This window comes from Streptomyces sp. NBC_01408 (genome assembly GCF_026340255.1).
Classification (GTDB): Bacteria; Actinomycetota; Actinomycetes; order Streptomycetales; family Streptomycetaceae; genus Streptomyces.
In genome coordinates this window covers 574,473-598,455 of sequence record NZ_JAPEPJ010000002.1, presented here as the reverse complement: position 1 = coordinate 598,455, position 23,983 = coordinate 574,473, and the positions used below count along the sequence as shown (strand labels likewise).

16 protein-coding genes and 1 pseudogene are annotated in these 23,983 nt (G+C 70.5%); 14 read left to right on the top strand and 3 right to left on the bottom strand.

Annotated features, from left to right (window positions below; translation table 11 throughout):
* Window positions 1-15: 15 nt before the first annotated feature.
* The 12 genes and pseudogenes from OG447_RS25120 to OG447_RS25065 all read left to right on the top strand — a co-directional run bounded on the left by OG447_RS25120 (window position 16) and on the right by OG447_RS25065 (window position 16,505).
* Window positions 16-3,378 carry a beta-ketoacyl synthase N-terminal-like domain-containing protein gene (locus tag OG447_RS25120; protein ID WP_266939497.1) on the top strand — a complete coding sequence of 1,121 codons (3,363 nt, stop codon included), beginning with the start codon at window positions 16-18 and terminating at the stop codon, window positions 3,376-3,378.
* On the top strand, window positions 3,371-7,363 hold the full coding sequence (locus tag OG447_RS25115) for a beta-ketoacyl synthase N-terminal-like domain-containing protein (RefSeq protein WP_266939496.1): 3,993 nt from the start codon (window positions 3,371-3,373) through the stop codon (window positions 7,361-7,363). Before OG447_RS25120 ends, OG447_RS25115 begins: the two co-directional genes overlap by 8 nt.
* A gap of 6 nt (window positions 7,364-7,369) precedes the next feature.
* The gene (locus OG447_RS25110) at window positions 7,370-8,155 is read left to right on the top strand and encodes a thioesterase II family protein (protein WP_266939495.1); all 786 of its coding nucleotides are present in this window, start codon (window positions 7,370-7,372) and stop codon (window positions 8,153-8,155) included.
* Between the two features lie 132 nt (window positions 8,156-8,287).
* Entirely contained in the window at window positions 8,288-9,532 is a 1,245-nt protein-coding gene (ccrA, locus tag OG447_RS25105; protein ID WP_266939494.1) for a crotonyl-CoA carboxylase/reductase, read from the top strand.
* Between the two features lie 104 nt (window positions 9,533-9,636).
* Complete coding sequence (locus tag OG447_RS25100) at window positions 9,637-10,167, top strand: nuclear transport factor 2 family protein (protein WP_266939493.1); 531 nt, start codon at window positions 9,637-9,639, stop codon at window positions 10,165-10,167.
* A 53-nt stretch (window positions 10,168-10,220) separates the two neighbouring features.
* Window positions 10,221-11,444 (top strand): cytochrome P450, encoded by a 1,224-nt coding sequence (locus OG447_RS25095; RefSeq protein WP_266939492.1) that lies wholly within the window; start codon window positions 10,221-10,223, stop codon window positions 11,442-11,444.
* The gene (locus tag OG447_RS25090; RefSeq protein ID WP_266939491.1) at window positions 11,441-12,673 is read left to right on the top strand and encodes a cytochrome P450; all 1,233 of its coding nucleotides are present in this window, start codon (window positions 11,441-11,443) and stop codon (window positions 12,671-12,673) included. The genes OG447_RS25095 and OG447_RS25090 overlap by 4 nt, the downstream gene beginning before the upstream one ends.
* A gap of 64 nt (window positions 12,674-12,737) precedes the next feature.
* The gene (locus tag OG447_RS25085; RefSeq protein ID WP_266939490.1) at window positions 12,738-13,844 is read left to right on the top strand and encodes a serine hydrolase; all 1,107 of its coding nucleotides are present in this window, start codon (window positions 12,738-12,740) and stop codon (window positions 13,842-13,844) included.
* A 342-nt stretch (window positions 13,845-14,186) separates the two neighbouring features.
* On the top strand, window positions 14,187-15,035 hold the full coding sequence (locus tag OG447_RS25080) for an AfsR/SARP family transcriptional regulator (RefSeq protein ID WP_323181865.1): 849 nt from the start codon (window positions 14,187-14,189) through the stop codon (window positions 15,033-15,035).
* Window positions 15,036-15,187: 152 nt separating this feature from the next.
* A pseudogene (locus tag OG447_RS25075) lies at window positions 15,188-15,457 on the top strand (4'-phosphopantetheinyl transferase); the annotation flags it as partial.
* Window positions 15,458-15,487: 30 nt separating this feature from the next.
* Window positions 15,488-15,859 (top strand): 4'-phosphopantetheinyl transferase, encoded by a 372-nt coding sequence (locus OG447_RS25070; protein WP_266940138.1) that lies wholly within the window; start codon window positions 15,488-15,490, stop codon window positions 15,857-15,859.
* Between the two features lie 139 nt (window positions 15,860-15,998).
* Complete coding sequence (locus OG447_RS25065) at window positions 15,999-16,505, top strand: flavin reductase family protein (RefSeq protein ID WP_266939489.1); 507 nt, start codon at window positions 15,999-16,001, stop codon at window positions 16,503-16,505.
* 664 nt (window positions 16,506-17,169) lie between these two features.
* On the opposite strand, the gene OG447_RS25060 is transcribed toward OG447_RS25065, so the two are convergent.
* Together OG447_RS25060 and OG447_RS25055 are read right to left on the bottom strand one after the other, a co-directional pair.
* Complete coding sequence (locus OG447_RS25060) at window positions 17,170-17,973, bottom strand: hypothetical protein (RefSeq protein ID WP_266939488.1); 804 nt, start codon at window positions 17,971-17,973, stop codon at window positions 17,170-17,172.
* Window positions 17,974-18,139: 166 nt separating this feature from the next.
* Window positions 18,140-19,495 carry a glutamine synthetase family protein gene (locus tag OG447_RS25055; protein WP_266939487.1) on the bottom strand — a complete coding sequence of 452 codons (1,356 nt, stop codon included), beginning with the start codon at window positions 19,493-19,495 and terminating at the stop codon, window positions 18,140-18,142.
* Between the two features lie 302 nt (window positions 19,496-19,797).
* On the opposite strand from OG447_RS25055, the gene OG447_RS25050 reads away from it, so the two are divergent.
* Complete coding sequence (locus OG447_RS25050; RefSeq protein WP_266939486.1) at window positions 19,798-20,370, top strand: MarR family winged helix-turn-helix transcriptional regulator; 573 nt, start codon at window positions 19,798-19,800, stop codon at window positions 20,368-20,370.
* 152 nt (window positions 20,371-20,522) lie between these two features.
* On the top strand, window positions 20,523-21,329 hold the full coding sequence (locus OG447_RS25045; protein ID WP_266939485.1) for an acetoacetate decarboxylase family protein: 807 nt from the start codon (window positions 20,523-20,525) through the stop codon (window positions 21,327-21,329).
* Window positions 21,330-21,372: 43 nt separating this feature from the next.
* Here the strand turns inward: OG447_RS25045 and OG447_RS25040 are convergent, their stop codons facing one another.
* Entirely contained in the window at window positions 21,373-23,934 is a 2,562-nt protein-coding gene (locus tag OG447_RS25040; protein WP_266939483.1) for a SpoIIE family protein phosphatase, read from the bottom strand.
* Between the last annotated feature and the right edge of the window lie 49 nt (window positions 23,935-23,983).

The following is a 23,983-nucleotide window of genomic DNA, read 5'->3' as shown; positions in this document are numbered from 1 at the left end:
TGTGAAGGGGCCGATATGGCTGACGAAGAAAAGCTCCGGTACTACTTGAAGCGGGTGTCCGCCGAACTCGAAGCGACGCGGGAGCGACTGCGCGAGGCGGAGGCGCCGCTGCGCGCGGAACCCATCGCGATCGTAGGGATGGCATGCCGCTTCCCGGGCGGCGCCGATTCCCCGGAGCGGCTGTGGGAGCTGCTGGCGGCCGGCGAGGACGCGATCGGAGAGTTCCCGCGGGACCGCGGGTGGGACATCGAGCCCCTCGACGGGAATTCGTACGCGGCCGAAGGCGGTTTCCTTTACGACGCGGGCGACTTCGACCCGGGTTTCTTCGGGATTTCGCCGCGTGAGGCGCTGGCGATGGACCCGCAGCAGCGCCTGCTGCTTGAGACCTCGTGGGAGGCGGTCGAGCGGGCGGGAATCGATCCGGTCAGCCTCAAGGGCACCGACACCGGGGCGTTTCTGAGCACCAGCTACCAGGAGTACCTGGCCCGGCTGCAGCAGACCGGCGCGGTCGTCGACGGATTCATGCTGTCTGGCAACTGCGTGAGCGTCGCCTCCGGCCGGGTCGCCTACGCGCTCGGCCTTACGGGTCCTGCGATGACGCTGGACACGGCGTGTTCGTCGTCGCTGGTGGCGATGCACCTGGCGGCGGACTCGCTGCGGCGCGGCGAATGCTCCCTCGCCCTGGCCGGCGCCGCGACGATCATGGCTGCCGAAGGGATGTTCGTGGAGTTCAGCCGTCAGGGTGGTCTGTCGGTGGATGGTCGGTGCAAGGCGTTCGGTGCCGGGGCGGATGGCACGGGGTGGTCGGAGGGTGCTGGTGTGCTGGTGCTTGAGCGGTTGTCGGATGCGCGGCGTAATGGGCATCGGGTGCTTGCGGTGGTTCGGGGTAGTGCGGTCAATCAGGACGGGGCGAGTAACGGGCTGACGGCGCCGAGTGGTCCGGCGCAGGAGCGGGTGATCCGTCAGGCGTTGGCGAATGCGGGACTGTCGGCGGCCGACGTGGACGCGGTGGAGGCGCACGGTACGGGGACCAGGCTGGGTGATCCGATCGAGGCGCAGGCGCTGCTTGCCACCTACGGGAAGGACCGCAGCCCTGACCAGCCGTTGTGGTTGGGTTCGTTGAAGTCCAACCTCGGTCACACGCAGACGGCTGCGGGCGTGGGTGGAGTCATCAAGATGGTGATGGCGATGCGGCATGGTGTGCTGCCGCGCACGCTGCATGCCGGGGAGCCGACGCCGTTGGTGGACTGGTCGGCGGGTGCGGTGAAGCTGTTGGACGAGGCGCGGCCGTGGCCGGAGGCTGATCGTCCGCGGCGGGCGGGTGTGTCGTCGTTCGGGATCAGTGGTACCAACGCGCACGTCATTCTCGAACAGACCCCTGAGGAAGGTGGCTTGGTCCAGGAGTCGGCGGCGGGTGGTCTGGTGCCGTGGCTGGTGTCGGGTCGTTCGCCGGAGGCGTTGGCGGCGCAGGCGCGGCGGCTGCGTGAACACGTGGCCGGCCAGGAGTCGTTGGATGTGCGGGCGGTGGGTCGGGGGTTGGCGGTCACCCGGTCGGCGTTCGAGTACCGGGCCGTGGTCCTCGGCGACGATACCGACACCTTCCTCACCGGCCTCGACGCGTTGGCCGACGGGCAGGGGCCGGATCACGTCCTTACCGGTGTCGCGCGGGGGAAGCCGGTCAAGGGAAAGACAGCGTTCCTGTTCACCGGGCAGGGCAGCCAGCGGGCGGGCATGGGGCGCGACCTGCACGCCGCGTTCCCGGTCTTCGCCGAGGCGCTGGAGGAGGTGGCGGCGCACTTCGACGCGCACCTGGACGCCCCGCTGCTGCGCGTGATGTTCGCGCCGGGCGACGACCCGCGCGGGCGGCTGCTCGACCGTACGGACTATGCGCAGCCGGCGATCTTCGCCTTCGAAGTGGCGCTGTTCCGCCTGCTGGAGAGCTGGGGGGTGCGCCCCGACATCCTGGCCGGTCACTCGCTGGGCGAGCTGTCCGCGGCATGCGTGGCGGGTGTGCTGTCCGTACCGCAGGCGGCCGTGCTCGTCGCCGCGCGGGGGCGACTCATGCACGCCCTCCCCGCCGTCGGTGCGATGGTGGCCGTGCAGGCGACGGAGGAGGAAGTCCGCGCGGGCCTCGTGGGCAGGGAGGGTGCGGTGGACATCGCCGCGCTGAACGGCCCGTCCTCGGTGGTCCTGTCCGGCGACGCGGACGCCGTCGCAGAGGTCGCAGGACACTGGGCGGCCCAGGGGCGCAAGACCAACCGGCTGAAGGTGAGCCACGCCTTCCACTCCCCGCACATGGACGGGATGTTGGAGGAGTTCGGACGCGTCGCGGCCGTCCTGTCGTACGGAACCCCACGCATCCCCATCGTCTCGGACGTCACCGGCGACCTCCTCGGCGCGAGCGAGGCGCGTGACCCCGAATACTGGCTGGCCCACATCCGCCGCACGGTGCGCTTCCACGACCAGATACGCCGTCTGCAGCGGTACGGGGTCGGCGCCTTCGTCGAGGTCGGCCCCGATACGGTGCTCAGCACCGCGGGACAGTCCTGCCTGGCGGCCGAGCCCGGCGGGAGCGTGCCCCTGCTGGTGTCCACGGCGCACGCCGAGCGCGCCGAGGTGTCCGCGCTGCTGAGCGCGCTGGCCGCGCTGCACACCCGCGGCGTGGCCGTGGACTGGCGGGCGTGTTTCGGCGACGGGCCGTGCGCGGCCGACCTGCCCACGTACGCGTTCCAGAAGCAGCACTACTGGCCGCAGGGCCCCACCGGATGGAGGTCCGACCCCGCCCGCTTCGGACCGGACGCGGACGCGGACGCGGCAGCGGACGTCGGCCAGGGCGGCCGGCCCGAGCCCGGCGTCAAGGCCGCGTTGCGCGTCGCGGCGTGGCGGGCGCTGCCCACCGGTGAGCGGCACGACGCGCTGCTGCGGATGGTGAGGACCGAGGCGGCCACCGTCATGGGGCATGACGCGCCGGAGGCAGTGGAACCGGAGCGGGGCTTCCTCGACCACGGCTTCGACTCGCTGATGACCGTGAAGCTGCGCAACCGCCTGGTGGCCGAGACGGGGCGGGATCTGCCGACGACGCTGCTGTTCGACCACCCCACACCCGGCGCCGTCGCCGACTACCTGTTGACCGGCCTGGCCGAGGCCGACACGGCACCAGGCCTGTCCCTGTCGGACCAGCTCGACCGTCTTGAGGCCGACCTCGCGCGGCTGCCCGCCGGCGACCGGCAGCTCGCCCGGGCCACCGAGCGGCTCAAGGGCATGCTCGCGGTCCACGCGCCGGCGAGAAGCGCGGGGAGCGAGGACCGGGACGCGCTGGACACGGCGACCGACGACGAGATGTTCGAGCTGATCGAGAAGGAACTCCGCCGTGGCTGAGCACGTGGACGAGAACAACGAGACAAAACTCCGCGAGTATCTGCGGCTGGTCACGGCCGATCTCCGGCGGACCCGCCAACAGCTGGAGGAGGCCGAGGACGCGGCCCACGAGCCGGTGGCGATCGTGGGCATGGCATGCCGATTCCCCGGCGACGTCAGAGACGTCGCCTCGCCGGACGACCTGTGGGAGCTGGTGACCCAGAGCCGGGACGCCATCAGCGGCTTCCCCGAGGACCGGGGCTGGGACGTGGACGCCGTCTACGACCCCGAGCCGGGGACTCCGGGGAAGACGTACTCGCGTCACGGCGGCTTCCTGAAGGACGCGGCCGGGTTCGACGCGGCCTTCTTCGGCATCACGCCGCGCGAGGCGCTGGCCATGGACCCGCAGCAGCGCCTGATCATGGAGGTCTCCTGGGAGGCGTTCGAGCACGCGGGCCTCGATGTGACCACCCTGCGGGGCGAGGACGTCGGGGTCTACGTCGGCTCCAACAGCAACGACTACCTGCTCAACGTGCTCGACGCGCGGGAGACGGCCGAGGGCTTCATCGGGACCGGCAACTCCGCCAGCATCCTCTCCGGCCGGGTCGCCTACACCTTCGGCTTCGAGGGACCGGCCGTGTCGGTCGACACCGCCTGCTCCTCCTCGCTCGTGGCCCTGCACCTGGCCGCGCAGTCCCTGCGGCAGCGGGAGTGCTCCCTGGCGCTGGCGGGCGGCGCGACAGTGATGGCCACGCCGACCGCCTTCATCGAGTTCAGCCGCCAGCGGGGCCTGGCGGCCGACGGCCGCTGCAAGTCCTTCTCGGCGACCGCCGACGGCACCACCTGGTCCGAGGGCGCGGCGGTGCTGCTCCTGGCCAGGCTCTCCGAAGCGCGGCGCCTGGGGTACCCGGTGCACGCCGTCATCCGCGGCAGCGCGGTCAACCAGGACGGCGCGAGCGCGGGGCTGACCGCGCCCAACGGGCCGTCGCAACGGCGGGTGATCCGTCAGGCGCTGGCCAACGCGCGGCTGACGGCCGATCGCGTCGACGCGGTGGAGGCACATGGCACCGGCACTCCGCTCGGCGACCCGATCGAGGCCCAGGCGCTGCTTGACACCTACGGGCGGGCCCGCGGGGAGGGCAGGCCGCTGTGGCTGGGGTCGCTGAAGTCGAACCTGGGCCACACCCAGTCCGCGGCCGGTGCGGGTGGTGTCATCAAGATGGTGCAGGCCATGCGGCACGCGGTACTGCCCCGCACGCTGCATCTGACGGAGCCCACCCCGCGCGTCGACTGGTCCTCGGCCGACGTGCGACTGCTGACCGAGGCCCGGGCATGGCCGGACACCGGAGAGCCGCGCCGCGCGGCGGTCTCGTCCTTCGGCGTCAGTGGCACCAACGCCCATGTGATCCTGGAAGGCGCGCCCCCCGAGGAGGCACCGGACGAGCCGCGGCCCGCCGCCGGGCCGCTGCCGTGGGTCGTCTCCGGCCGCAGCGAGGAGGCCGTGCGCGCGCAGGCCGAGCGTCTGGCGGACCACCTGGCCGCGCGTCCGCACCTGGCGCCGGCGGATGTCGCCGCGTCCCTCGCTACCACGCGGGCGGTCTTCGAGCACCGGGCCGTCGTCGTCGGCCGGGAGCGCGAGGAGCTGCTGGCCGGCCTGTCGGCCCTGGCGGCCGGCGCCCGCGCGCCGGGCGTGGTCACCGGCCGGACGACGCCGTCGGGAGGCAGGACGGCGTTCCTGTTCACCGGCCAGGGCAGCCAGCAGCCCGGGATGGGCCGTGAACTGGCCGCGTACAGCCCTGTGTTCGCCGACGCGCTGGACGAGGTGTGCGCCCACCTCGACGAGCACCTCGACCGGCCGCTGCGCGAGGTGCTGTTCGCCGCGGACGGCACGCCCGAGGCCGCCCTGCTCGACACTACGTCCTACACCCAGCCCGCGCTGTTCGCCGTCGAGGTCGCACTGCTGCGGCTGCTCGACGACTGGGGGCTGAGGCCCGACCTGGTGGCGGGCCACTCGATCGGCGAGCTGACCGCCGCCTATGCGGCCGGGGTCTGGTCCCTCGCCGACGCCTGCGCCCTGGTGGCGGCCCGCGGCCGGCTGATCCAGGCACTGCCCGGGGGCGGAGCCATGATCGCCGTCCAGGCAACCGAGGACGAGGTGCGCACCCAACTCGCCGAGGGCCGGGCGGGGCTGGACATCGCGGCCGTCAACGGGCCGGACGCGGTGGTGGTGTCCGGGGACGAGACGGCGGTCTCGGACCTGGCGCGCGACTGGGCCGCACGCGGCCGCGAGACCAAGCGGCTGCGGGTCAGCCACGCCTTCCACTCGACCCACATGGACGGGATGACCGAGGCGTTTGCGGAAATCGCTCGGGGCGTCTCCTACAAGGCACCCGCTCTCCCCGTGGTCTCCACCCTCACCGGCGGGCCCGTCACCGACGAGATCTGCCGCCCGGAGTACTGGGTGCGCCACGTCCGCGAGACGGTGCGCTTCCACGACGCCGTCCGCGCGCTGCGCGACCGAGGGGCCACCACGTTCCTGGAGGTGGGGCCCGGGGGAGTGCTGACGGCCGCGGGCCGGCTGTGCCTGCCCGACGCCGCACCCGAGACGTTCGTGCCTGTGCTGCGGCGCCGCGTGCCCGAGCCGGAGGCCGTGCTCACGGCCGTCGCCCAGGCCCACACGGTCGGCGTGTCACCGGTGTGGGACCGCCTGCTGCCCGTGGGCCGGACCCGCGTGGAGCTGCCCACGTACGCCTTCCAGCGCCGGCGCTACTGGCTGGCGGGCATGGCGAACGCGGGGGCCGGGCAGGTTGCGCGGCCATCCGCCGTCGAGCCGTCGACCGAGCCCGCATCCGGGGCACCGCAGTTGCCGCAGCGGCTGGCCGAGGTGTCCGAGCAAGAACGCAGCAGCATGCTGCTGGCGCTGGTACTTGAGCAGGCAGCCACAGTGATGGGCGGAGCCGACACCGCGGAGATCGAACCCCACCGCCCGTTCCTGGAGCTCGGCTTCGACTCCCTGATGGGCGTCGAGCTGCGCGCCGCGCTCGCCACCGAATGCGGGCTGACCCTGCCGGCCGGTCTGATCTTCGACCACCCGACGCCCACCGCGCTGGCCGCGTTCCTCGGCGAGCGCCTCGCCGCGGCCGGTTCCGGTGCCGACTCGACCGCGGCGCCCTCGCCGTACTCCCTGGAAGCGCTGTACCGCAACGCGAACACCCTCGGCCGGCCCGAGGACGCACTGGAGCTCACCAAGGTCGCCTCCCGGCTGCGCCCGGTTTTCCACAGCGTGGCCGGGGCCGGGCAGGACCCGGTCATGGTGGAGCTGGCGGGGGCCACCGACCGGGCGGGACTGATCTGCTGCCCGGCGCCCGTGCCGCTGTACGGGGCGCAGCAGTACGCCCGTCTCGCCGCCGCCTTCCGCGGCACTCGGGGTGCCGCGGCCCTGCTCGCCCCCGGCTTCTCGCCGGGCGAACTGCTGCCGGCCGACTTCGAGGTGATGAAGGACTTCCTCGCCGAGGGGATCCGCCGGCAGGCCGACGGCGCGCCGTTCGTCCTCCTGGGCCACTCCTCCGGCGGCTGGTTCGCCTACAGCCTGGCGGCCCACCTGGCACACACCGGGCTGCGCCCGGAGGCCGTGGTGCTGCTGGACACCTATCTGCTGAACGATCCGGCGCTGCACAGAATGGAGCGCGAACTCGCCCAGGGCGTCCTGGACCGCGAGGAGGACTTCGGGGCGATGACGGACGTGCGGCTGACCGCCATGGGCAAGTACTTCCAGTTCTTCACCGACTGGGTGGCCGAGGAGGCGGGAGTGCCGACCCTGCTGCTGCGGGCGTCGGAGCCGCTGGGACAGGTCCCGGAGGGTCAGGAGTGGCGCCCCGACTGGAAGTTCGACAGCACTGTTCTCGATACGGAAGGCGACCACTTCACGATGATGGACGACTACGCTCCGCAGACAGCCCAGGCTGTGAACGCCTGGCTTTCGGGCCTCGCCGGTGGCAGGGGCTGATCGGCGATGACGACGCACAGCGCGGGAGACCCGCGGCCCTTCCCTTCCAGCCGCCTGTGGATACGAACATTTTATCCGGCTCCCCAGGCCCGGATGCGGCTGCTGTGCCTGCCGCACGCCGGGGGCTCCGCCACTGCCTACTTCGCGCTGTCCAGGGAGCTGGCACCGGAGGTGGAGGTACTGGCCGTCCAGTACCCCGGGCGGCAGGACCGGCGCAACGAGCCTCTCCTCGATTCGATCGAGGAGCTGCGTGACGGGGTCGCCGAGGCATTGACGCCCTGGCTGGACCGGCCGATCGCCCTGTTCGGCCACAGCATGGGAGCGGTGCTCGCCTACGAGGTGGCGCGGCTGCTGTGCCAGGACGGGGGCACGCTGCCCGCCCACCTGTTCGTCTCCGGGCGCGGGAATCCGGCGCAGGGGGTGAACATGCCGCTGGACGAACTGGACGACCGGGCGATGATCACGGCCCTGGACAACCTCGGCGGTACCGATATCGGCCTCCTGGCCGACGAGGACGTGCTGCGGATGGTCGCGCCGGCCATTCGCAGCGACTACCGCGCGGTCCGGACCTACCGCCACACGCCCGGTCCGCTTCTGCCGTGCCCCGTGACCGCCCTGGTCGGCGACGCGGATGCCATGGCCCCGGTCGAGGAGGTCGACAAATGGCGTGCGTACACCTCGGCGGATTTCCGTCTGAAGGTATTTCAGGGCGGGCACTTCTATCTGTCGAAGCAGTTCCATAAAGTGGGTGAACTTGTGTACGATAGGCTGAGTTATTCGCTCTCCATATGAGCGCTCGGCTGACGGATCGACTCACTCTCCGTCCTGCCCGCCGTATTCCTAATATGCAGTGGCACTGCCGCGTGGCATGTCTTCTGAATTTCTCCTGATCCGGCACGAGTTTGTATCCAGACGGGGTTCTGCGTGCGACATACTCTTTTCGAACTGGGTGACATACCCCCGATCGGCACCGTACCCGAGCAGATGTACGCCTCGGTGATCCGGCGGGAGCGCTACGGTCCGCCACACCAGGCGTTCCGGAGTGAGGTCGTGGACGTGCCTGAGGTGCGGCCCGGCCAGGTGCTGGTCCTCGTCATGGCCGCCGGCATCAACTACAACAACGTCTGGGCCTCCCTCGGGCGGCCGGTCGACGTGATCTCCGAGCGGCTCAGGCGCGGTGACCACGACGACTTCCACATCGGCGGGTCCGAGGGGTCCGGCGTGGTGTGGGCGGTGGGCGAGGGCGTCAGCCAGGTCGCGGTGGGCGACGAGGTCATCCTGTCCGGCTGCCAGTGGACGGAGACGGCCTCCGACATCCGCATGGGCGCCGACCCCATGACCTCCGGCTCGCAGTCGGTGTGGGGATACGAGGGCAACTACGGCTCCTTCGCGCAGTTCGCCCTCGTCGACGACTACCAATGCCACCCCAAGCCGCCCGGCCTGACCTGGGAGGAAGCCGCCTGCTTCCTGCTCACCGGGGCCACCGCCTACCGCCAGCTGTGCGGCTGGACGCCCCACGAAGTGCGGCCGGGCGACCCGGTCCTCATCTGGGGCGGAGCCGGCGGACTGGGCTCCATGGCCATCCAGATCACCCGGGCCCGGGGCGGCATCCCCGTCGCGGTGGTCTCCGACGAGGAGCGGGCCCGGTACTGCCGCGAACTCGGCGCCCAAGGCACCGTCAACCGCCTCGACTTCGACCACTGGGGGCGGCTGCCGGACATCGGTGACCGGGAGGCGATGGCCCGCTGGACAGAGGGCGTACGAGCCTTCGGCCGGAGCTTCTGGGAGGCGCTGGGGGAGCGCAGGTCCCCACGTATCGTCCTGGAGCACAGTGGCCAGGACACCATCCCGACCTCCATGTACCTGTGCGACAACGCCGGAATGGTCGTCATCTGTGGCGGGACCACCGGCTACAACGCCGATGTCGACCTACGCTTTCTGTGGATGCGTCAAAAGCGTCTGCAGGGCTCGCACTTTGCCAATCTCCGTCAGTGCCGCGACGTCATTCATCTCGTGGCCACCGGACAACTCGACCCGTGTCTCTCCTGGACCGGCGGGTTCGACGACATCGGCAAGGCGCACCAGTTGATGTACGACAACGAGCATCCCCAGGGAAACCAAGCGGTGTTGGTCAACGCTCCCCGAACCGGTCTGACCGCGCTTCCCTGAGCCCCCACCAACTCCCTTCCTTCCCCTGCCCGCCGCTTCTGCGCCCTGGCAGACCCTGGCGTGCCCGAAATCCACCAGAGACAGCGAACCAAGGAGGGACCACGATGGACAAGCTCGACATCCTGTGGAGCGAGCGCGAGATCCGGGCCGTGCTGCAGCGTTACTGCCGCGGGCTCGACCGACTCGACGAGGAACTGGCCAAGTCCGCCTACCACGACGACGCTCACGACGACCGCGGCGTCATCCGCGGCAACGCACACGACTTCGTCAAGCAGATCATCCCCGTCCTGCGCGACGCCTACAGCGGCACCCTGCACACCCTGCACGGCAGCACGATCGAGATCGACGGGGATACCGCGGGCGTGGAGACGTACTGCACCGCGTATCACTACCGCGAGAGCGAAGGCGTCAAGCGGGTGGAGCAGTACGCCGGACGGTACGTCGACCGGTTCGAACGGCGCGAGGGTGCCTGGAAGATCGCTCGCCGGCTCGTGCTGATCGACTGGAGCCTCGTTCAGGAGGTGCCGCTCGACCCCGCCGAGGCCCAGGCCGGCTTCAACCCTTCCTGGCGCGACCGCTCCGACGCCAGCTACCAGGTACTCCCGCTGAAGGGCCCGGACGCCCCCACCCTCTGAGCCGCGCCGCCCAGCCCCGCCCACACAGCACCACATCCCGAGGAGCCCAGACCGTGTCCGACACCGAGCAGCAGCCGGCCACGCTGCCGCGGCAGCGCACCTGCCCCTTCTCGCCGCCCCCCGAACTGGGAGAGCTGCGGCGCACCGACCCCATCAGCAGGATGCGGTTCGCCGACGACTCCGAGGGATGGCTGCTGACCCGCCACGCCGACGTCCGCGCCGCGCTCGCCGCCCCCCGCGTCAGCTCGCACCCGGGCAAGACGCCCCAGCCGTGGCGGAACCTGGCACCGGAGATGCGCGGCGAGGAGTACCTGCCGGGCTTCCTGATCTTCATGGACCCGCCGAACCACACCCGCTACCGTCGCCTGCTGACCAAGTGGTTCACCATGCGGGCGATCCGCAAGCTCGAACCGAGGATCGAGCAGATCGTCACCGACACGCTCGACGCCATGGAGGCCGAGGGCGGCCCCGTCGACCTGGTCCAGTCGTTCGCGCTGCCGATCCCGCTGCTCGTCATCTGTGAGCTGATGGGCATCCGCTACGACGACCGGGCCGAGTTCATGGACATGGTCCTGCGACTCCAGGACCTGGAGGCCACCCCCGAGGAACTGGGGGCCCTCGGCGCCAAGATGAACGAGTTCATGGTCAACCTGTGCGCCGCCAAGCGAAAGCACCCCGGCGACGACCTGCTCAGCCACCTCATCCAGGACCCGGACGCCGTTCCCGCGCTGACCGACCTGGAGGTCGCCGGCATCGGTGTACTCATGCTGATCGCGGGGCACGAGACCTCCGCCAACATGCTGGGCGTCGGTACCTACACCCTGCTGGAGAACCCGGATCAGTGGGCCCTGCTGCGCGACGACATCAGCCTGATCGACCAGGCTGTCGAGGAGCTGCTGCGGCATCAGACCATCGTCCAGCAGGGGCTGCCGCGCGGCGTCACCGCGCACATGGAGGTCGCCGGCCACTCGGTGAAGGCCGGGGAAGCCCTGCTGGCCTCGCTGCCGGCGGCCAACCGCGACCCTGACGTCTTCCCCGACCCGGACCGCCTCGACATCACGCGCGAGCACAACCCGCACCTCGCATTCGGCCACGGCATCCACCTCTGCTTGGGCATGGAACTGGCCCGGGTGGAGATGCGCGCGGCGTGGCGCGGCCTCGTCAAGCGCTTTCCCGCCCTGCGCATGGCGGCGCCGCCCGAGGACATCCGGTGGCGTGACGACCAGATCGTGTACGGGGTATACAACCTCCCCGTGACCTGGGACGACGCTTCGTGACCGCCCAGGAGACCGGTGTGCGCGAATGTCCCTTCGGTGTCGGCGAGGCTCCCGCGTACCCCTTCCACGACCCCGACAGGCTGGAGCCGGACCCGTACTGGGAGCCGCTGCGCCGTGAGCGGCCGCTGCAGCGCGTCACCCTGCCCTACGGCGGCGAGGCATGGCTGGCCACCGCCTATGAGGACGTGCGCAGGGTCTTCGCGGACCGCAGGTTCTCCCGGGCGCTCGCCGTCGCGCCCGGGGCACCTCGGTTCCTGCCGCACCAGCCGCCGCCCGACGCCGTCCTGAGTGTCGAGGGCCCGGACCACGCGCGGCTGCGGCGCCTGGTGGGGAAGGTCTTCACGCCCCGCCGGGTGGAGGAGATGCGGCCCCTCATCCAGCGCACCGCCGACGGGCTGTTCGACGCCATGGAGGAGATGGGGCCGCCCGCGGACCTGGTCGAGGACTTCTCCCTGCCCTTCGCCGTGGCCGTGATCTGCGAGCTGCTCGGCGTGCCGCCCGAGGACCGCAAGCGGTTCTGCACATGGTCGGACGCGCTGCTGACGACCACCGCGCACACCCCCGTCCAGGTGCGCGACCACATGATGCAGATGCACGACTACCTCGGCGGGCTCGTCGCGCAACGGCGGGTGCGGCCCACCGAGGACCTGATCGGCTCGCTGGTGACCGCGCGGGACGAGGAGGACAGACTCACCGAGGGCGAACTGGTCCGGCTGGCCGAGGCCATCCTCATCGCCGGGTACGAGACCTCGGCCAGCCAGATCCCCAACTTCCTCTACGTCCTCTTCCGCAACCCGCACCTGCTGGAGCGGCTCAGGAACGACCACGACCTGATACCCGGCGCCGTCGAGGAACTGCTGCGCTTCGTGCCCATCGGCACCGTCGACGGATTTCCCCGGACGGCCACCGAAGACATCGAACTCGGGGGAGTCATGGTCAAGGCCGGGGAGACGGTCGTGCCGTCGATGGGCGCGGCCAACCGCGACCCGGCCCTGTTCACCGACCCTGACGAGCTGGACCTGACCCGGCAGCCGAACCCTCACCTGGGATTCGGTGCGGGCCCGCACCACTGCATGGGCGCTCAACTGGCGCGGGTGGAACTCCAGATCGCGCTGACGACAATGTTCCGCCGGTATCCCGGCCTGAGGCTGGCCGTGCCGGAGGAGCGCCTCTCGTGGAAGGCGGGACTGATGGTCCGGGGCATGCACACCATGCCGGTCATGTGGTGAGGACATCGCTGATGAAGTCCAGGCAGCCTTCCGACACAAGCGCACAGAGGGTGAAGCGACCGCGATGAACGCCATCAACGAACGGGAACACAGCCCGAAGGCAGCGGGCATGGACCCCGCAGCCCTGCAACGACTGAGCGATGTGGTGCAGGCGAGGGGCGGCGCGGCGCAGCTGTGCGTCCTGCGGCGGGGCGCCGTGGTACTGGACCGCTCGTTCGGCTGCTCTCCCGACTCCCTCTTCCTCGTCTACGCGGCCACCAAGCCCTTCGCCGCCCTCGCCGTGCACACGATCGCCGAGCGGGGCCTGATAGAGCTGGACCAGCCGGTGGCCGCGTACTGGCCGCAGTTCGCCCAGCACGGCAAGGGCGCGGTGACCGTCCGCCACGTCCTGCAGCACCGGGCCGGTGTGCCGGTCGGCCGGGGCATGGTGCGGACGATGCGGACCGCCCGCGACTGGGAGCGCTCGGTGCGCGACCTCGAACAGGCCCGGCCCCGGTGGCCGGGTGGCAAGGTCGCCGCCTACCACTTCATGAGTTACGGATTCATTCTCGGCGAAATCGTGCAGCGCGTCACCGGACAGTCGTTCCGCGATTTCGTGACCTCCGAGTTCTTCGTCCCGCTGGGGCTGAATGATTTGCACCTGGGATTGCCCGACAGTGCCTGGCACCGACATGTGCCGGCGCGAGCCGACCATCCTTCCGAGTGGCCCAACCAGTGGATGAGTAACCGGCGCCGCTACCGGCAGTCCGTCATACCGTCCGCCGGGCTTTCCGGCACCGCAGCACAACTGGCCCGCTTTTATCAAATGCTTTTGGGAGGCGGGATGCTCGACGGTGTCCGCGTGCTGCAGCCCGAGAGCGTGGCAGAGGCCAGGAAACCGTCCAATGACGGGGGGACCGACGCCTCCCTGAAGCGCCCGGTCCGCTGGTCCCACGGATTTATGCTGGGCGGTCCGGGCCCGGATCCGCGGGATCTGGCCCAGGTGATGGGCAAGGCGAGCAGCGCGAGCGCCTTCGGGCACGCGGGCACCACGTCCAGCGTCGTGTGGGCCGATCCCACGCGCGAGTTGGTGTTCGCGTATCTGTCCAATGTTCAGCCCGATTTCGGAGCCGGCATTGAGCGACTTCGCGAGGTCAGCGATCTCGTGCTCGGTGCCTGCGAGGCCGGCTGACCCGCGTCGCCGTCAGGCGCTGGGGCACCGAACCGCGGTGCGGAGCGCGGGCTTCGCCACCGCGCGGCGCGGTCCGGCCCGCCCGCCGGCCCGTGCGTGGACGGACCTCCTCCATCGTCCCTGTGCGGCTCTCCGCCGGGCCGCGCCGTCCGGTCGCCGCGCGAAACCCCGCTGAAACACAGCCGATCTCCGTGTGACCAGCGGCAGGTGATCTACCGCACAACGCGGCCCATCGTTCGGCAGTCCCTTGATCATGACGGATGCCGATGCAAGTATGTTCATCCGCCACCTTATTCCGGCTCGCCGGACGTGGGTGACCCTGGAGGAGGGTAGGTGCTGAAGATGCCTAAATGGATGGAACACGAAAACTCGCAATCTCCACCTCAAGTGGGAATACTAGGCCCTGTAGAAGTCCGCTTCACCGAAAGATCCGGAACGGAAGTATCGGTCAGCGGTATTCGCGTTCGCTCATTACTTGCTGCATTAACTGCGCAGTTGGGGGAGGCGATGTCGACCGAGCGTATTCTCAAAGAAGTCTGGGCCGACAACCGGCCTACCACGGACCGCAAGGCGGTGGCCGTAGCCGTCCTGCGGCTCCGCCGGGTCCTCGGCGACCACGAAGGGCAGTGGCTGCTCACCCGTCCCTCCGGGTATGTCCTGGACATCCCCCCGGACCACCTCGACGCCGTGAGGGCGGAGCGTCTGGTGCGGGAGGGGAAGGCGGCCCTGGCCGCAGGCGACCCGCGCATGGCGTCCCAATTCCTCACGCGCGCGCTCGCCGAGTGGCGGGGAGATCCCTACGCGGACGTCAACGCCACCCCGACGGTGGTCCAGCGCACCATCGAACTCGAAGGCCTGAAGGCTGAGGCCGTCCAGGCCCGTATCGACGCCGATCTCGAACTGGGGCACCACCAGGAGCTGGTCGGTGAACTGCACTCGCTGACCGCCGCGAACCCTCTGCACGAGCCGCACTGGCTGCAGTTGATGCTCGCCCTCTACCGGTCCGGCAGGCAGGCGGAGGCGCTGGCCGCCTACATGACGCTCAGGCAGGCTCTCGCCGACAACCTGGGCGTGGACCCGGGCCAGCGGCTCCAAGAGCTGCATCTGCGGATCTTGCGGGCCGATGTCGGACTGTTGACCGGGTCAGCGACCGCGGTGTCGTCGCTACCGTTGCTGACGAGCCGGTCCTAGCGCCAGCACCACCAGAGGCTGCCGCCCCATGTGGTGGTGTACGTCGCATCGCTCCTACGCTGCCGCCCGGCCGGATTCCTGCGCGGTAGCCGCCGCGCAGGGCGCGCCCTCGGGCGCTCGGATCGGAGAACTCGGCAGAAGGAGACCTGTTTGTGCTGCGGCGGATTCTACCTTCCTGTATCGCCGTCGCGGAGTCGCGTGACGACCCGCCGGAGGGATGGCTGTACCCGGAGGAAGCGGCCCTGATCAGTACGGCGGCGGACTCACGGCGCCGGGAGTTCACCACCGTCCGTCACTGCGCGCGTCGGGCGATGCGTGAACTGGGCCTGCGAGCCGTCCCCGTGCTGCCCGGCAGGCATGGTGCTCCCCGCTGGCCGTCCCGGGCAGTAGGAAGCCTCACGCACTGTGCCGGATACCGGGGCGCCGCGTTGGCGCGGGGTGGGGACATCGCGATGCTGGGGATCGACGCGGAGCCGCACAAGCCGCTTCCCGACGGGGTCCTGGAGGCCATTGCCTTGCCGCGGGAGAGGCGGCAGGTTGAGGCATGCCTGGCCCGGTACCGGGACGTGTGCTGGGACCGCCTGCTGTTCAGCGCGAAGGAGTCGGTCTACAAGGCATGGAATCCGTACACAGGCCAGCGCCTGGAGTTCGAGGACGCCTCCATCGACTTCGATTTGGATGCGATGACGTTCACGGCGCGGCTGCTCGTCCCGCGAGCCGACCTTCCTGCTGGTGTGCCGCCCGCCCCGGGCCGGCTCGAAGGGCGGTGGTTGGTGAGCGAGGGTGTGCTCCTCACCGCCATCGCGGTGCCCGCGCCCCTCTGATGCGTGCGAGGCGTCCGGAACAAGGAGAAGTATCCGTTCCATTTGGGGCTGTCAGGGCCGGCAGTACTGCACCGTCGGCGTTTCTACGGCAAGCCCGGTCACGGCGCATCCGATGCGTCCTGTCTGGAGGGAATCGAAAATGCCCACTGAGGAGCTGACGGACAGCTTCCGGAACGCCATGTCCTCATTCCCGAGCGGGGTGACGATCGTGACAACCGTTGACGCCGAGGGGGAGTGGTGGGGCTTCACCGCCACTTCCTTCTGCTCGCTCTCCCTCGATCCACCGCTGGTATTGGTCTGTCTCTCCGTCAACGCGCAGTGTCACCCCGCCTTCTCTGCCGCAAGATCGTGGGTCGTCCACATACTGCCGCCCAAGCATCGAGACCTTGCTCTGTGGTTCTCCTCCAAGGGCGTCGACAAGTTCTCCCGGGGTGAGTTCACGACGAACCTTCAAGGCCACCCCCTGCTTGAGGGGGCCTGCGCCGTGCTGGAATGCGAAGCGACCGCCCGATACGGCGGCGGCGATCACTCCATCCTCGTGGGCGCGGTAACGGAGGCCCGTGTGTACGACAAAGAGCCGGCAGTGTATTTTCGGCGCGAATTCCACACTCTGACACCGTTGTTCGAGCCGAGTCCGCCCTCCTGAACCCCGCGATGACGGAAACTCTGCCTCCTCCGGGATCCATGTCGACGATCTGCGACGAGGCGCCGACCTTGCTCGTTGCGGTCCCAACGGCCGGGTTCGGCCCAGATGGGTGGGTAGACGGCGGCCGCGACATCTGGTCGGGGCGGCGCCGCCCCGAGGCCGCGCTCGCCCCAAGGCGGCTGCGGGGGTCTCGTACGTGAGGTTCCGCTCCTGCTGGAGGTGGAGCAGGTGGTCGGGGAAGGCGAGTCGGACATGGCTGTGCCCGACCCGATCGGCAAGGGCACCGCAGGCTCCGCGCCGGGCCCTCGCGCTGCTCGCGGAGCCCGCCGTGCGGGGGCAATCCGGCTGATGCCTTCGGCCCCGAGGATGTCGCTAACGGCTGCCGAGGCGGCAGTGGTCAGAGGGCGAGGGAGCGCTACCGCACCGGCCTGACGGCGCGTCGGAATACTCAGCATTCGGTCAGCATGAGTCCTGAGAGACCTGGGGAAAGCTGACCGAACATGCGAATCGTTGTAGGCTCCGGGCATCGCCCTTGACCTGCAAAACGCGGGCAGGGAGCAGACAAATCGGGAGACACGGCAATGGGGAAACCGGGCGCTCCTACAGTGATGCGGTGGACACCAAAGCCGTCCGGAGCCGGCCGTAGAAGCCGATGAGGGCAGGATCAGCCGAGGAGTCGGTTGTGCCAGTACGTGAACTGTTCGAGAGGGTCTCCGCCGGTAGCCCAGGGGTGCGGGGTTGCCGATCCGTCGAGTGTGGCGAACGTTATGGCTGCTTCCTCCAGACGTCGGGCCTGCACCAGTGCGTACGCGAGCAGATTGAGGTCGGCGAGGGCGGCGGAATGCGTGAGGTGGCCGGGCCGGGGCCAGAGCTCGGCTGCCCGGCCGAGCGCCCGCGCGGCCGGGGGGCGTGACAGCAGGTGGCGGGCGGTCAGAGCGTCGAGTCCGCCACGTGCCGTGTTCCAGTGGTAGCGGTCGATGAGCGCGGCCAGTTCCAGGCCACCGACGGGCGAGGTGTCCGGCGCCGTGGCGCGGACGCCGTCGACGAAGTCGAGCATCCGCGCCACGGAACCGCACTCTCCCGGCGAGAGGTAGCCGAGAAGCTGCACGTGGGCCTCCCTGTTCCACGGATCCCGGGCCCCGGCCTCTCGCCACGCCGAGGCCAGTTCAGCCTCGGGGCCCCCGCGAAGACGGAGGATGGACAGGAGGACGATCCACGGGACGGGATCGGCGGGGCCGAGTTCCGCGGCATGGCGGCAGGTGGCTTCCGCGGCCGACAGGTCCGAGGGAGAGCCCGTCCGGCGGGCGTGGACCAGGTCCGACCAGGCGTGGAGGACGAGGGCGTCCTGGGTGTGGGACCGCCGCCGCCAGGTGAGCGGCAGCCCGCGCCCCGCAGCCTCGGCGAGGACACGGATGCGGTGGGTGCGCCGGTCCCAGTCCTGCCCCGCGTTCCTGATCACGTCTTCCATGAGCGCGATCGCGAGTTCGGGCCCGCGGGAAGGCGGGGCGGCCAGCGATCTCAGAGTCCTGCCGAGGGGTACGTCGCCGAGCTCACGGGAGAGTCGGGGGGATCGGCGTCTGCGGCGTCCGGGGAGGGGCATGGGCTCCAGGCCAGGGGTGTGGTTGGTGATGTCGTCAGATCAGCTGGGCGTACTCGCGGAACTCCCAGTCGGTGACGTGCCGTCCGTAGCGGGCGAGTTCGTCGCGCTTGAAGATCAGGAAGGCGTCGACGAAGGGCTTGCCGAGCACTTCGGTCAGCTCGTCGTCGGCTTCCAGGGCGTCGAGCGCCGCGCCGAGGTCTGTGGGCAGCTTGGGGGCGCTCGCGGGGTCGTAGCCGTAGCCGCCGGTCGGGGTGGGCGGCTCGGCTGCGGCGCGGATTCCCAGGTGGATGGCGGCGACGAGCCCGGCGATGGCGAGGTAGGGGTTGGCGGTGGCGTCGCCGAGGCGCATCTCCAGGCGGGCCGCGGCGCCGCGCTCCGGCGGGATGCGCACCATCGCGCCGCGGTGGTCCAGGCCCCAGTCGATCAGCCAGGGTGCGGCGGTGTCGGGGCCGAACCGCTTGTACGAGTTGACCGTCGGGTTGAACAGGGCGGCGAGGGCGGGGGCGTGGGTGAGCAGGCCGGCGACGGCGTAGCGGGCCTTGGCGGACAGGCCGAAGGGCTGCCCGAGGCCGTCGAACACGTTGTGTCCGTCCGCGTCGATCACGGAGATGTGCAGGTGGAAGCCGGAACCGCCGCCGTCGTTGAGGGGTTTGGCCATGAAAGTGGCCAGGCGGCCCTCGGTGCGGGCGAGTTCCTTGACTGCGGCCTTGAAGCGGAAGGCCCGGTCGGCCGCGTCCAGGGCCTCGGAGTGGTCGAGGTTGATCTCGAACTGGCCGCCGTCGTACTCCCGGTTGCCGCCCGTGGCACCGATGTTGAGGCGGTGCAGGTGGCGCAGGGTCCGCAGCAGGTGTCCGTCGGGGTCGCCCTTGCGCCCGACGGTGTAGACGTTGCCGGGTGCTGCGGCGTAACGGCGCCAGCCGGTGGGGGAGGCGGGGTCCGGGTCGAGCAGGACGTACTCCAGCTCGGGGCCGACGACGGCCTTGAGACCGTCCTCGGCTAGGCGTCCGGTGACCTGGCGCAGCAGGTCGCGGGGGGACTCCGGGGCGGGCAGGCCGGTGTCGGGGTCGCGGGCGTCACCGATGCACCAGGCCACGCCGGGTTCCCAGGGGAGTGGGACGAGCGTGCTCAGGTCCGGCCGTACGGTGATGTCGGGCATGCCGGCGTCGAGGCCGCCGGGGATGTCGGAGTGGTCGCCGAGGGCGCCGGTGTGGTAGATCGCCCGGCAGAAGGCCAGGCCGTGGCCGGTTGCGTTGGGCAGGTGATGGAGCAGGATGTCCCGGCCGCGGTCGACGCCGATGAGGTCGGGGTAAATGATGCGCACGACATCGATGCCCTGGGCGGCGAGCGCCTCGATCTGCTGCTGGATCTGTCCGGACTGGTCAGTGCTCACCGTCGGTCTCCTCGGGTACGGGCAAGACATGGCGGTACGTGGGGAAATCTCGCCCGTATCACCATGGTGCACATGCGATCTGTGCCGTGGGCGGGGCTGCGGAGGACCCCGCAGAAAGTCGTTTGAGGTCAAACGATACGAACGGGAGGGGGCGCCCGCAAGAGTTGGTCGGCAATTCGTCCCCGCGGGGCCGCGGGATCGGCGTGATCGTGGGTGGACAGGCCGGGCGGGGCGTAAAATTTGGGGGCAAACGAATTTCATGGGGGCGGTGTCAACGCCTTCCCGTGACCGAGGGGGAGTCAGTGGCTGGGCATCGATCGATCATCGAGACCGAGAAGGCCGTTCAGGCGAAGCTCGGCGGCTTCCGGCTGCAGCGTGAGCAGATGGCGGCGGTCGCCAATATCCACCGCGCGGCGGCAGCCGTGCGCCAGCATCTGGAGAACTCCGTGCTGCGGCCCGCCGAGGTCACCTGGACCGGCTTCGTGGTGCTGTGGGTGCTGTGGATCTGGGGTGAGACGGAGACCCGCCACGTGGCCGAGGAGGCGGGGATCACCAAGGGCACCCTCACCGGCGTCGCGCGGACTCTGGAGTCGAGGGGTCTCGTTTCCCGCACGCCTCACCCGGAAGACGGTCGGCGGGTGCTACTCGCGCTGACCGCGGAAGGCGAGGCGCTCATGGAGCAGCTCTTCCCGGCGTTCAACGACGAGGAGGCGTTCGTGGCCTCGCGGCTCAGTGCCGAGGAGTGTCTGCGTCTCGCGGACGGACTGCGTGCCATCGTCGCCCAGCTCGAGGAGCACGGTGAGGAGCGGCGCCAGGAGCTGCTCGGAGCCTCGGAGCTCGGGCCGCGGCGCTCGGGGCGGCGGCCGAAGGTTTGACCGTCCCGGGCCCGGCGGATTCCGCCGGGCCCGGAGTTTCCCTCGGGTGATCCGTGGCTGATGTGACGTCTGCGGGGCTTGCGGAAGGGCTGCCCTCCGGGCTTATCGTATGGGTTCAAACGATTTCCGGATCGCACCCCGAAGGAGGCGCCATGGCCGGCGTCCGCGGATTTTTCCACCCCAAGACCGCCACCGGCGGGTCCTCGCTCGTCCCCTCGCCCCCGTGGCACTACTCCGGCGATCTGATCACCGTCGAGTACCGGACCGACCCCGCACGGGTCGCCGAGCTGCTGCCGGAGCCGCTCGGACTCGCCGACGAGGACCCGGGCGCGGTGGCCCTGATCTGGGCCGACTGGCAGTCGTGCGGCGACTCCCGTGAGGAGCTGCTCGACCCGGTGCGCTCCCAGTACAAGGAAGCGTTCGTGGTGGTGCGCTGCTCGTACAAGGGGAGGACGTACTCCCGCTGCGTGTACATCTGGGTGGACAAGGACTTCGCCATCGCGCGGGGCTTCCACCAGGGCTACCCGAAGAAGCTGGGCTCCATCCACATGACGCGTCCCCACCCGTACGGGCCCGCGCCGCGGATCGAGGCGGGCGCGGCCTTCGGAGCGACGCTCGCCGCTGCCGACCGGCGGCTGGCCGAGGCGGTCGTCACGCTGCGGGAGCCCTCCGAGACCAACGGCTTCGTCAACGGCCATCCGATGGCGCACCACCGCTGGCTGCCGTCGATCGAGAAGGGCAAGGGCCTGGCGCTGGACGAATTGATCGAGACCGGGGCGGCGTCCTTCGAGGCAGGCAGGCCCTGGGCCGCCGACGCGGACCTGAGGCTGTTCGAGGCTCCGACCGAGGAACTGGCCCGGCTGGAGATGCGGGAGCCGATCGGCGCGTACTACCGGCAGGTCGGAGTCACCTGGGACGGCGGCACGCTGCTGGAGTCCGGCACCTCCGGCCCCGAGTAGCCGAGGAGCGGCGGTGGCCGAGTGGGTCCGGGGTGCCCGGCGCTCACTCGGCCGTGTCCGCGAGGTCCCCGAGGTCCGTGAGGTCCCCGAGGTCCGCGAACTCCTCGAAGTCCGGGAAGCCCGGCAGCCCTGCGGCCGCCCCTCCGTCCGGGAAGGGCTGCTCGGCCCAGATGGTCTTGCCGCGGTCGTGGTAGCGCGTGCCCCAGAGCTGGGTGAACTGGGCGACCATGAACAGCCCGCGTCCGCCCTCGTCGGTCTCCAGGGCCCGCCGGATGTGCGGAGACGTGCTGCTGCCGTCCTGGACCTCGCAGATCAGGCTGCGGTCGCGGATCAGCCGCAGCCTGATCGGCGGACCGCCGTAGCGGATGGCATTGGTGAGGAGTTCGCTGACGACCAGCTCGGTGGTGAACTCCAGCTCCTCCAAGCCCCAGTCGGTGAGTTGCCGCGTCGCGAGGCCGCGTGCCCGGCTCACGACCTCGGCTTCGGACGGGAGCTCCCAGCTGGCGTGCCGGTCCGCGTCCAGGCCGTGTACCCGCGCTGCCAGGAGCACCACGTCGTCGTCCGGGTGGGCCGGCAGCAGCCGGGCGATCACCGTGTCGCTGATGTCGTCGAGTCCGGGCTCCGAACGGGAAGGGCTCGGAGCCGCCCCGTGCCGGGCGTCGGACAGCGCCTCGCGCAGCCGTCCGAGTCCCGCGTCGCGGCTCCCGCCCTGCGTCGTCACCAGACCCTCGGTGTACAGCAGGAGCAGGTCCCCGTCGTCCAGGGCGAACTCGGCACTCTCGAAAGGAGCCCCGCCCTGGCCCAGGGGGGCTCCGCCGGGTACATCGAGGACCTGTACCCCGCCGTCCGCCGACGCCAGGGCGGGGGCCGCGTGGCCCGCCCGTGCCACCACGCACGTCCGTGCGACCGGATCGTAGACCGCGTACACGCACGTCGTGCCGGCGGCCCGGCCGGCGAGGCCCTCGCCGTGCTCGTCCTGGAACCGGTTGACCTGGTCGTCCAGGTGGGTCAGCAGCTCCTCCGGTGAGAGATCGAGATCGGCGAGCGTCCGTACGGCCGTACGCAGCCGCCCCATGGTCACCGCCGAGTGCAGCCCCTGCCCCGGTACCTCTCCCACCACCAGCGCCACCCGCGCACCCGACAGCGGGATCACGTCGAACCAGGCACCGCCCAGTGCCGCGTGACCGCGCGCCGGCAGATAGCGGGACACCGTCTCGGCGGCGCCGAGCTCCGGGAGTTCCTGCGGCAGCAGACTGCGCCGGAGCGCCAGCGCAGTCGTCCGTTCCCGGGTGTACCGGCTCGCATTGTCGATGCACACGGCGGCACGCGCCACGATCTCCTCGGCGAGCAGGACATCGTCCGGCTCGAAGGCGTGGGCGCGCTGGAAGCGTACGAAGACCACCGCGCCCAGTACGGCGCCCCGGGCGGACATCGGGACCAACAACCAGGAGTGGACGCCGAATTCGCGCACGAGCCCGGCCCGTCGGGGATCGGCCGGAGTGAGCTCGGCGATCAGCTCCTCACCCGTCAGCAGCAAGGGCTCGCCGTCCGTCATGACGCGGGTGAACAGGGAACCCGCGCCCGCCGTGAACGGATCGACATCGCCGGTCGCCACCGCCGCATCCGCTGGGCCGTCCGGGACGGTGGAACTCGCGGCGCGGCGCAGCGGTACCTCCTCGCGGACCGGACCGGTCAGCGGTTCCTGGCCGGCGAACACCGGATCCAGCAGGTTGACGTAGGCATGGTCGGCGAATCGGGGCACGGCCACATCGACGAGTTCCTGAGCGGTCCGCAGGACGTCCAGGGTGCCCCCGATCCGCGCACTCGCCTCGCTCGCGAACGCCAACCGCTCCCGGGCCCTGGCCCGTTCGGTCACGTCGGCGACCGCGTGCGCCAGTGCGATCACCCCTCCCGACCGGCTCCGGAGCGGAAGGATGGACTCGGACCAGACGTGTTCACGGTCCGGGTCGTCGGGCGTGCGGCCGTGCACCTCCGTCTGGATCTGGGCCTCGCCGCTCTCGAGGACCCGACGCTGTCGGGCCTCCATGGCTGCCATGTCCAACAGGCCGGCTGGGGCGACCTCCGCCATGGTGTGCCCGATGAATTCGGTGCCCGCGAACCCCGTGGTGCGGCGCTGTGCGTCGTTCTGTGCCACGAACCGCAATTGCCGGTCGAAGACATCGATGAGGAACGGCGACTCCGTGAACAGTCCCCTCAGCAGGGCTTCGCCGAGCTCCTGACGCCGCGTCATATCGGCGTCCGCCGCCCGGATCAGCCACTGCTGGTCCCCGGCCGTGGAGATCATGGGACGTGCCTGCAGGGTCACCTCGACACCGTGTCCGCTGCGGTGCCTGAGAACGGCCGGGCCCAGGTCGACCACCGCATCCGGCGTGCAATGCCCCACCAGCCCGGCGGCGTCCGAGGGCGAGGAGAGGAGATCTGCCGCACGCCGGCCCTGGACCTCCTCCGCGGTGTAGCCGAGCAGGCGCTCTGCTCCGGGGCTGAGGCCCAGCAGGACTCCGTGCACATCCAGGAGGGCGTACGTGTCGTCTCCCGGTTCCGTGAGGACGCCGGCAGCGTCATGGAATTCGGGGTCGTGCATCATGCGCCCCGCTTCTCGGTCGGAGGGCACTCGTTCATCCGGGTTCTCTGGC

What these genes read in the sequence shown, in the direction of transcription:
- OG447_RS25120 (WP_266939497.1), top strand. Translation starts at nt 16, where the DNA reads ATGGCTGACGAAGAAAAGCTCCGGTACTACTTGAAGCGGGTGTCCGCC.
- OG447_RS25110 (WP_266939495.1), top strand. Translation starts at nt 7,370, where the DNA reads ATGACGACGCACAGCGCGGGAGACCCGCGGCCCTTCCCTTCCAGCCGC.
- OG447_RS25100 (WP_266939493.1), top strand. Translation starts at nt 9,637, where the DNA reads ATGGACAAGCTCGACATCCTGTGGAGCGAGCGCGAGATCCGGGCCGTG.
- OG447_RS25085 (WP_266939490.1), top strand. Translation starts at nt 12,738, where the DNA reads ATGAACGCCATCAACGAACGGGAACACAGCCCGAAGGCAGCGGGCATG.
- OG447_RS25080 (WP_323181865.1), top strand. Translation starts at nt 14,187, where the DNA reads ATGCCTAAATGGATGGAACACGAAAACTCGCAATCTCCACCTCAAGTG.
- OG447_RS25070 (WP_266940138.1), top strand. Translation starts at nt 15,488, where the DNA reads ATGCTGGGGATCGACGCGGAGCCGCACAAGCCGCTTCCCGACGGGGTC.
- OG447_RS25065 (WP_266939489.1), top strand. Translation starts at nt 15,999, where the DNA reads ATGCCCACTGAGGAGCTGACGGACAGCTTCCGGAACGCCATGTCCTCA.
- OG447_RS25060 (WP_266939488.1), bottom strand. Translation starts at nt 17,973, where the DNA reads ATGGAAGACGTGATCAGGAACGCGGGGCAGGACTGGGACCGGCGCACC.
- OG447_RS25045 (WP_266939485.1), top strand. Translation starts at nt 20,523, where the DNA reads ATGGCCGGCGTCCGCGGATTTTTCCACCCCAAGACCGCCACCGGCGGG.
- OG447_RS25040 (WP_266939483.1), bottom strand. Translation starts at nt 23,934, where the DNA reads ATGATGCACGACCCCGAATTCCATGACGCTGCCGGCGTCCTCACGGAA.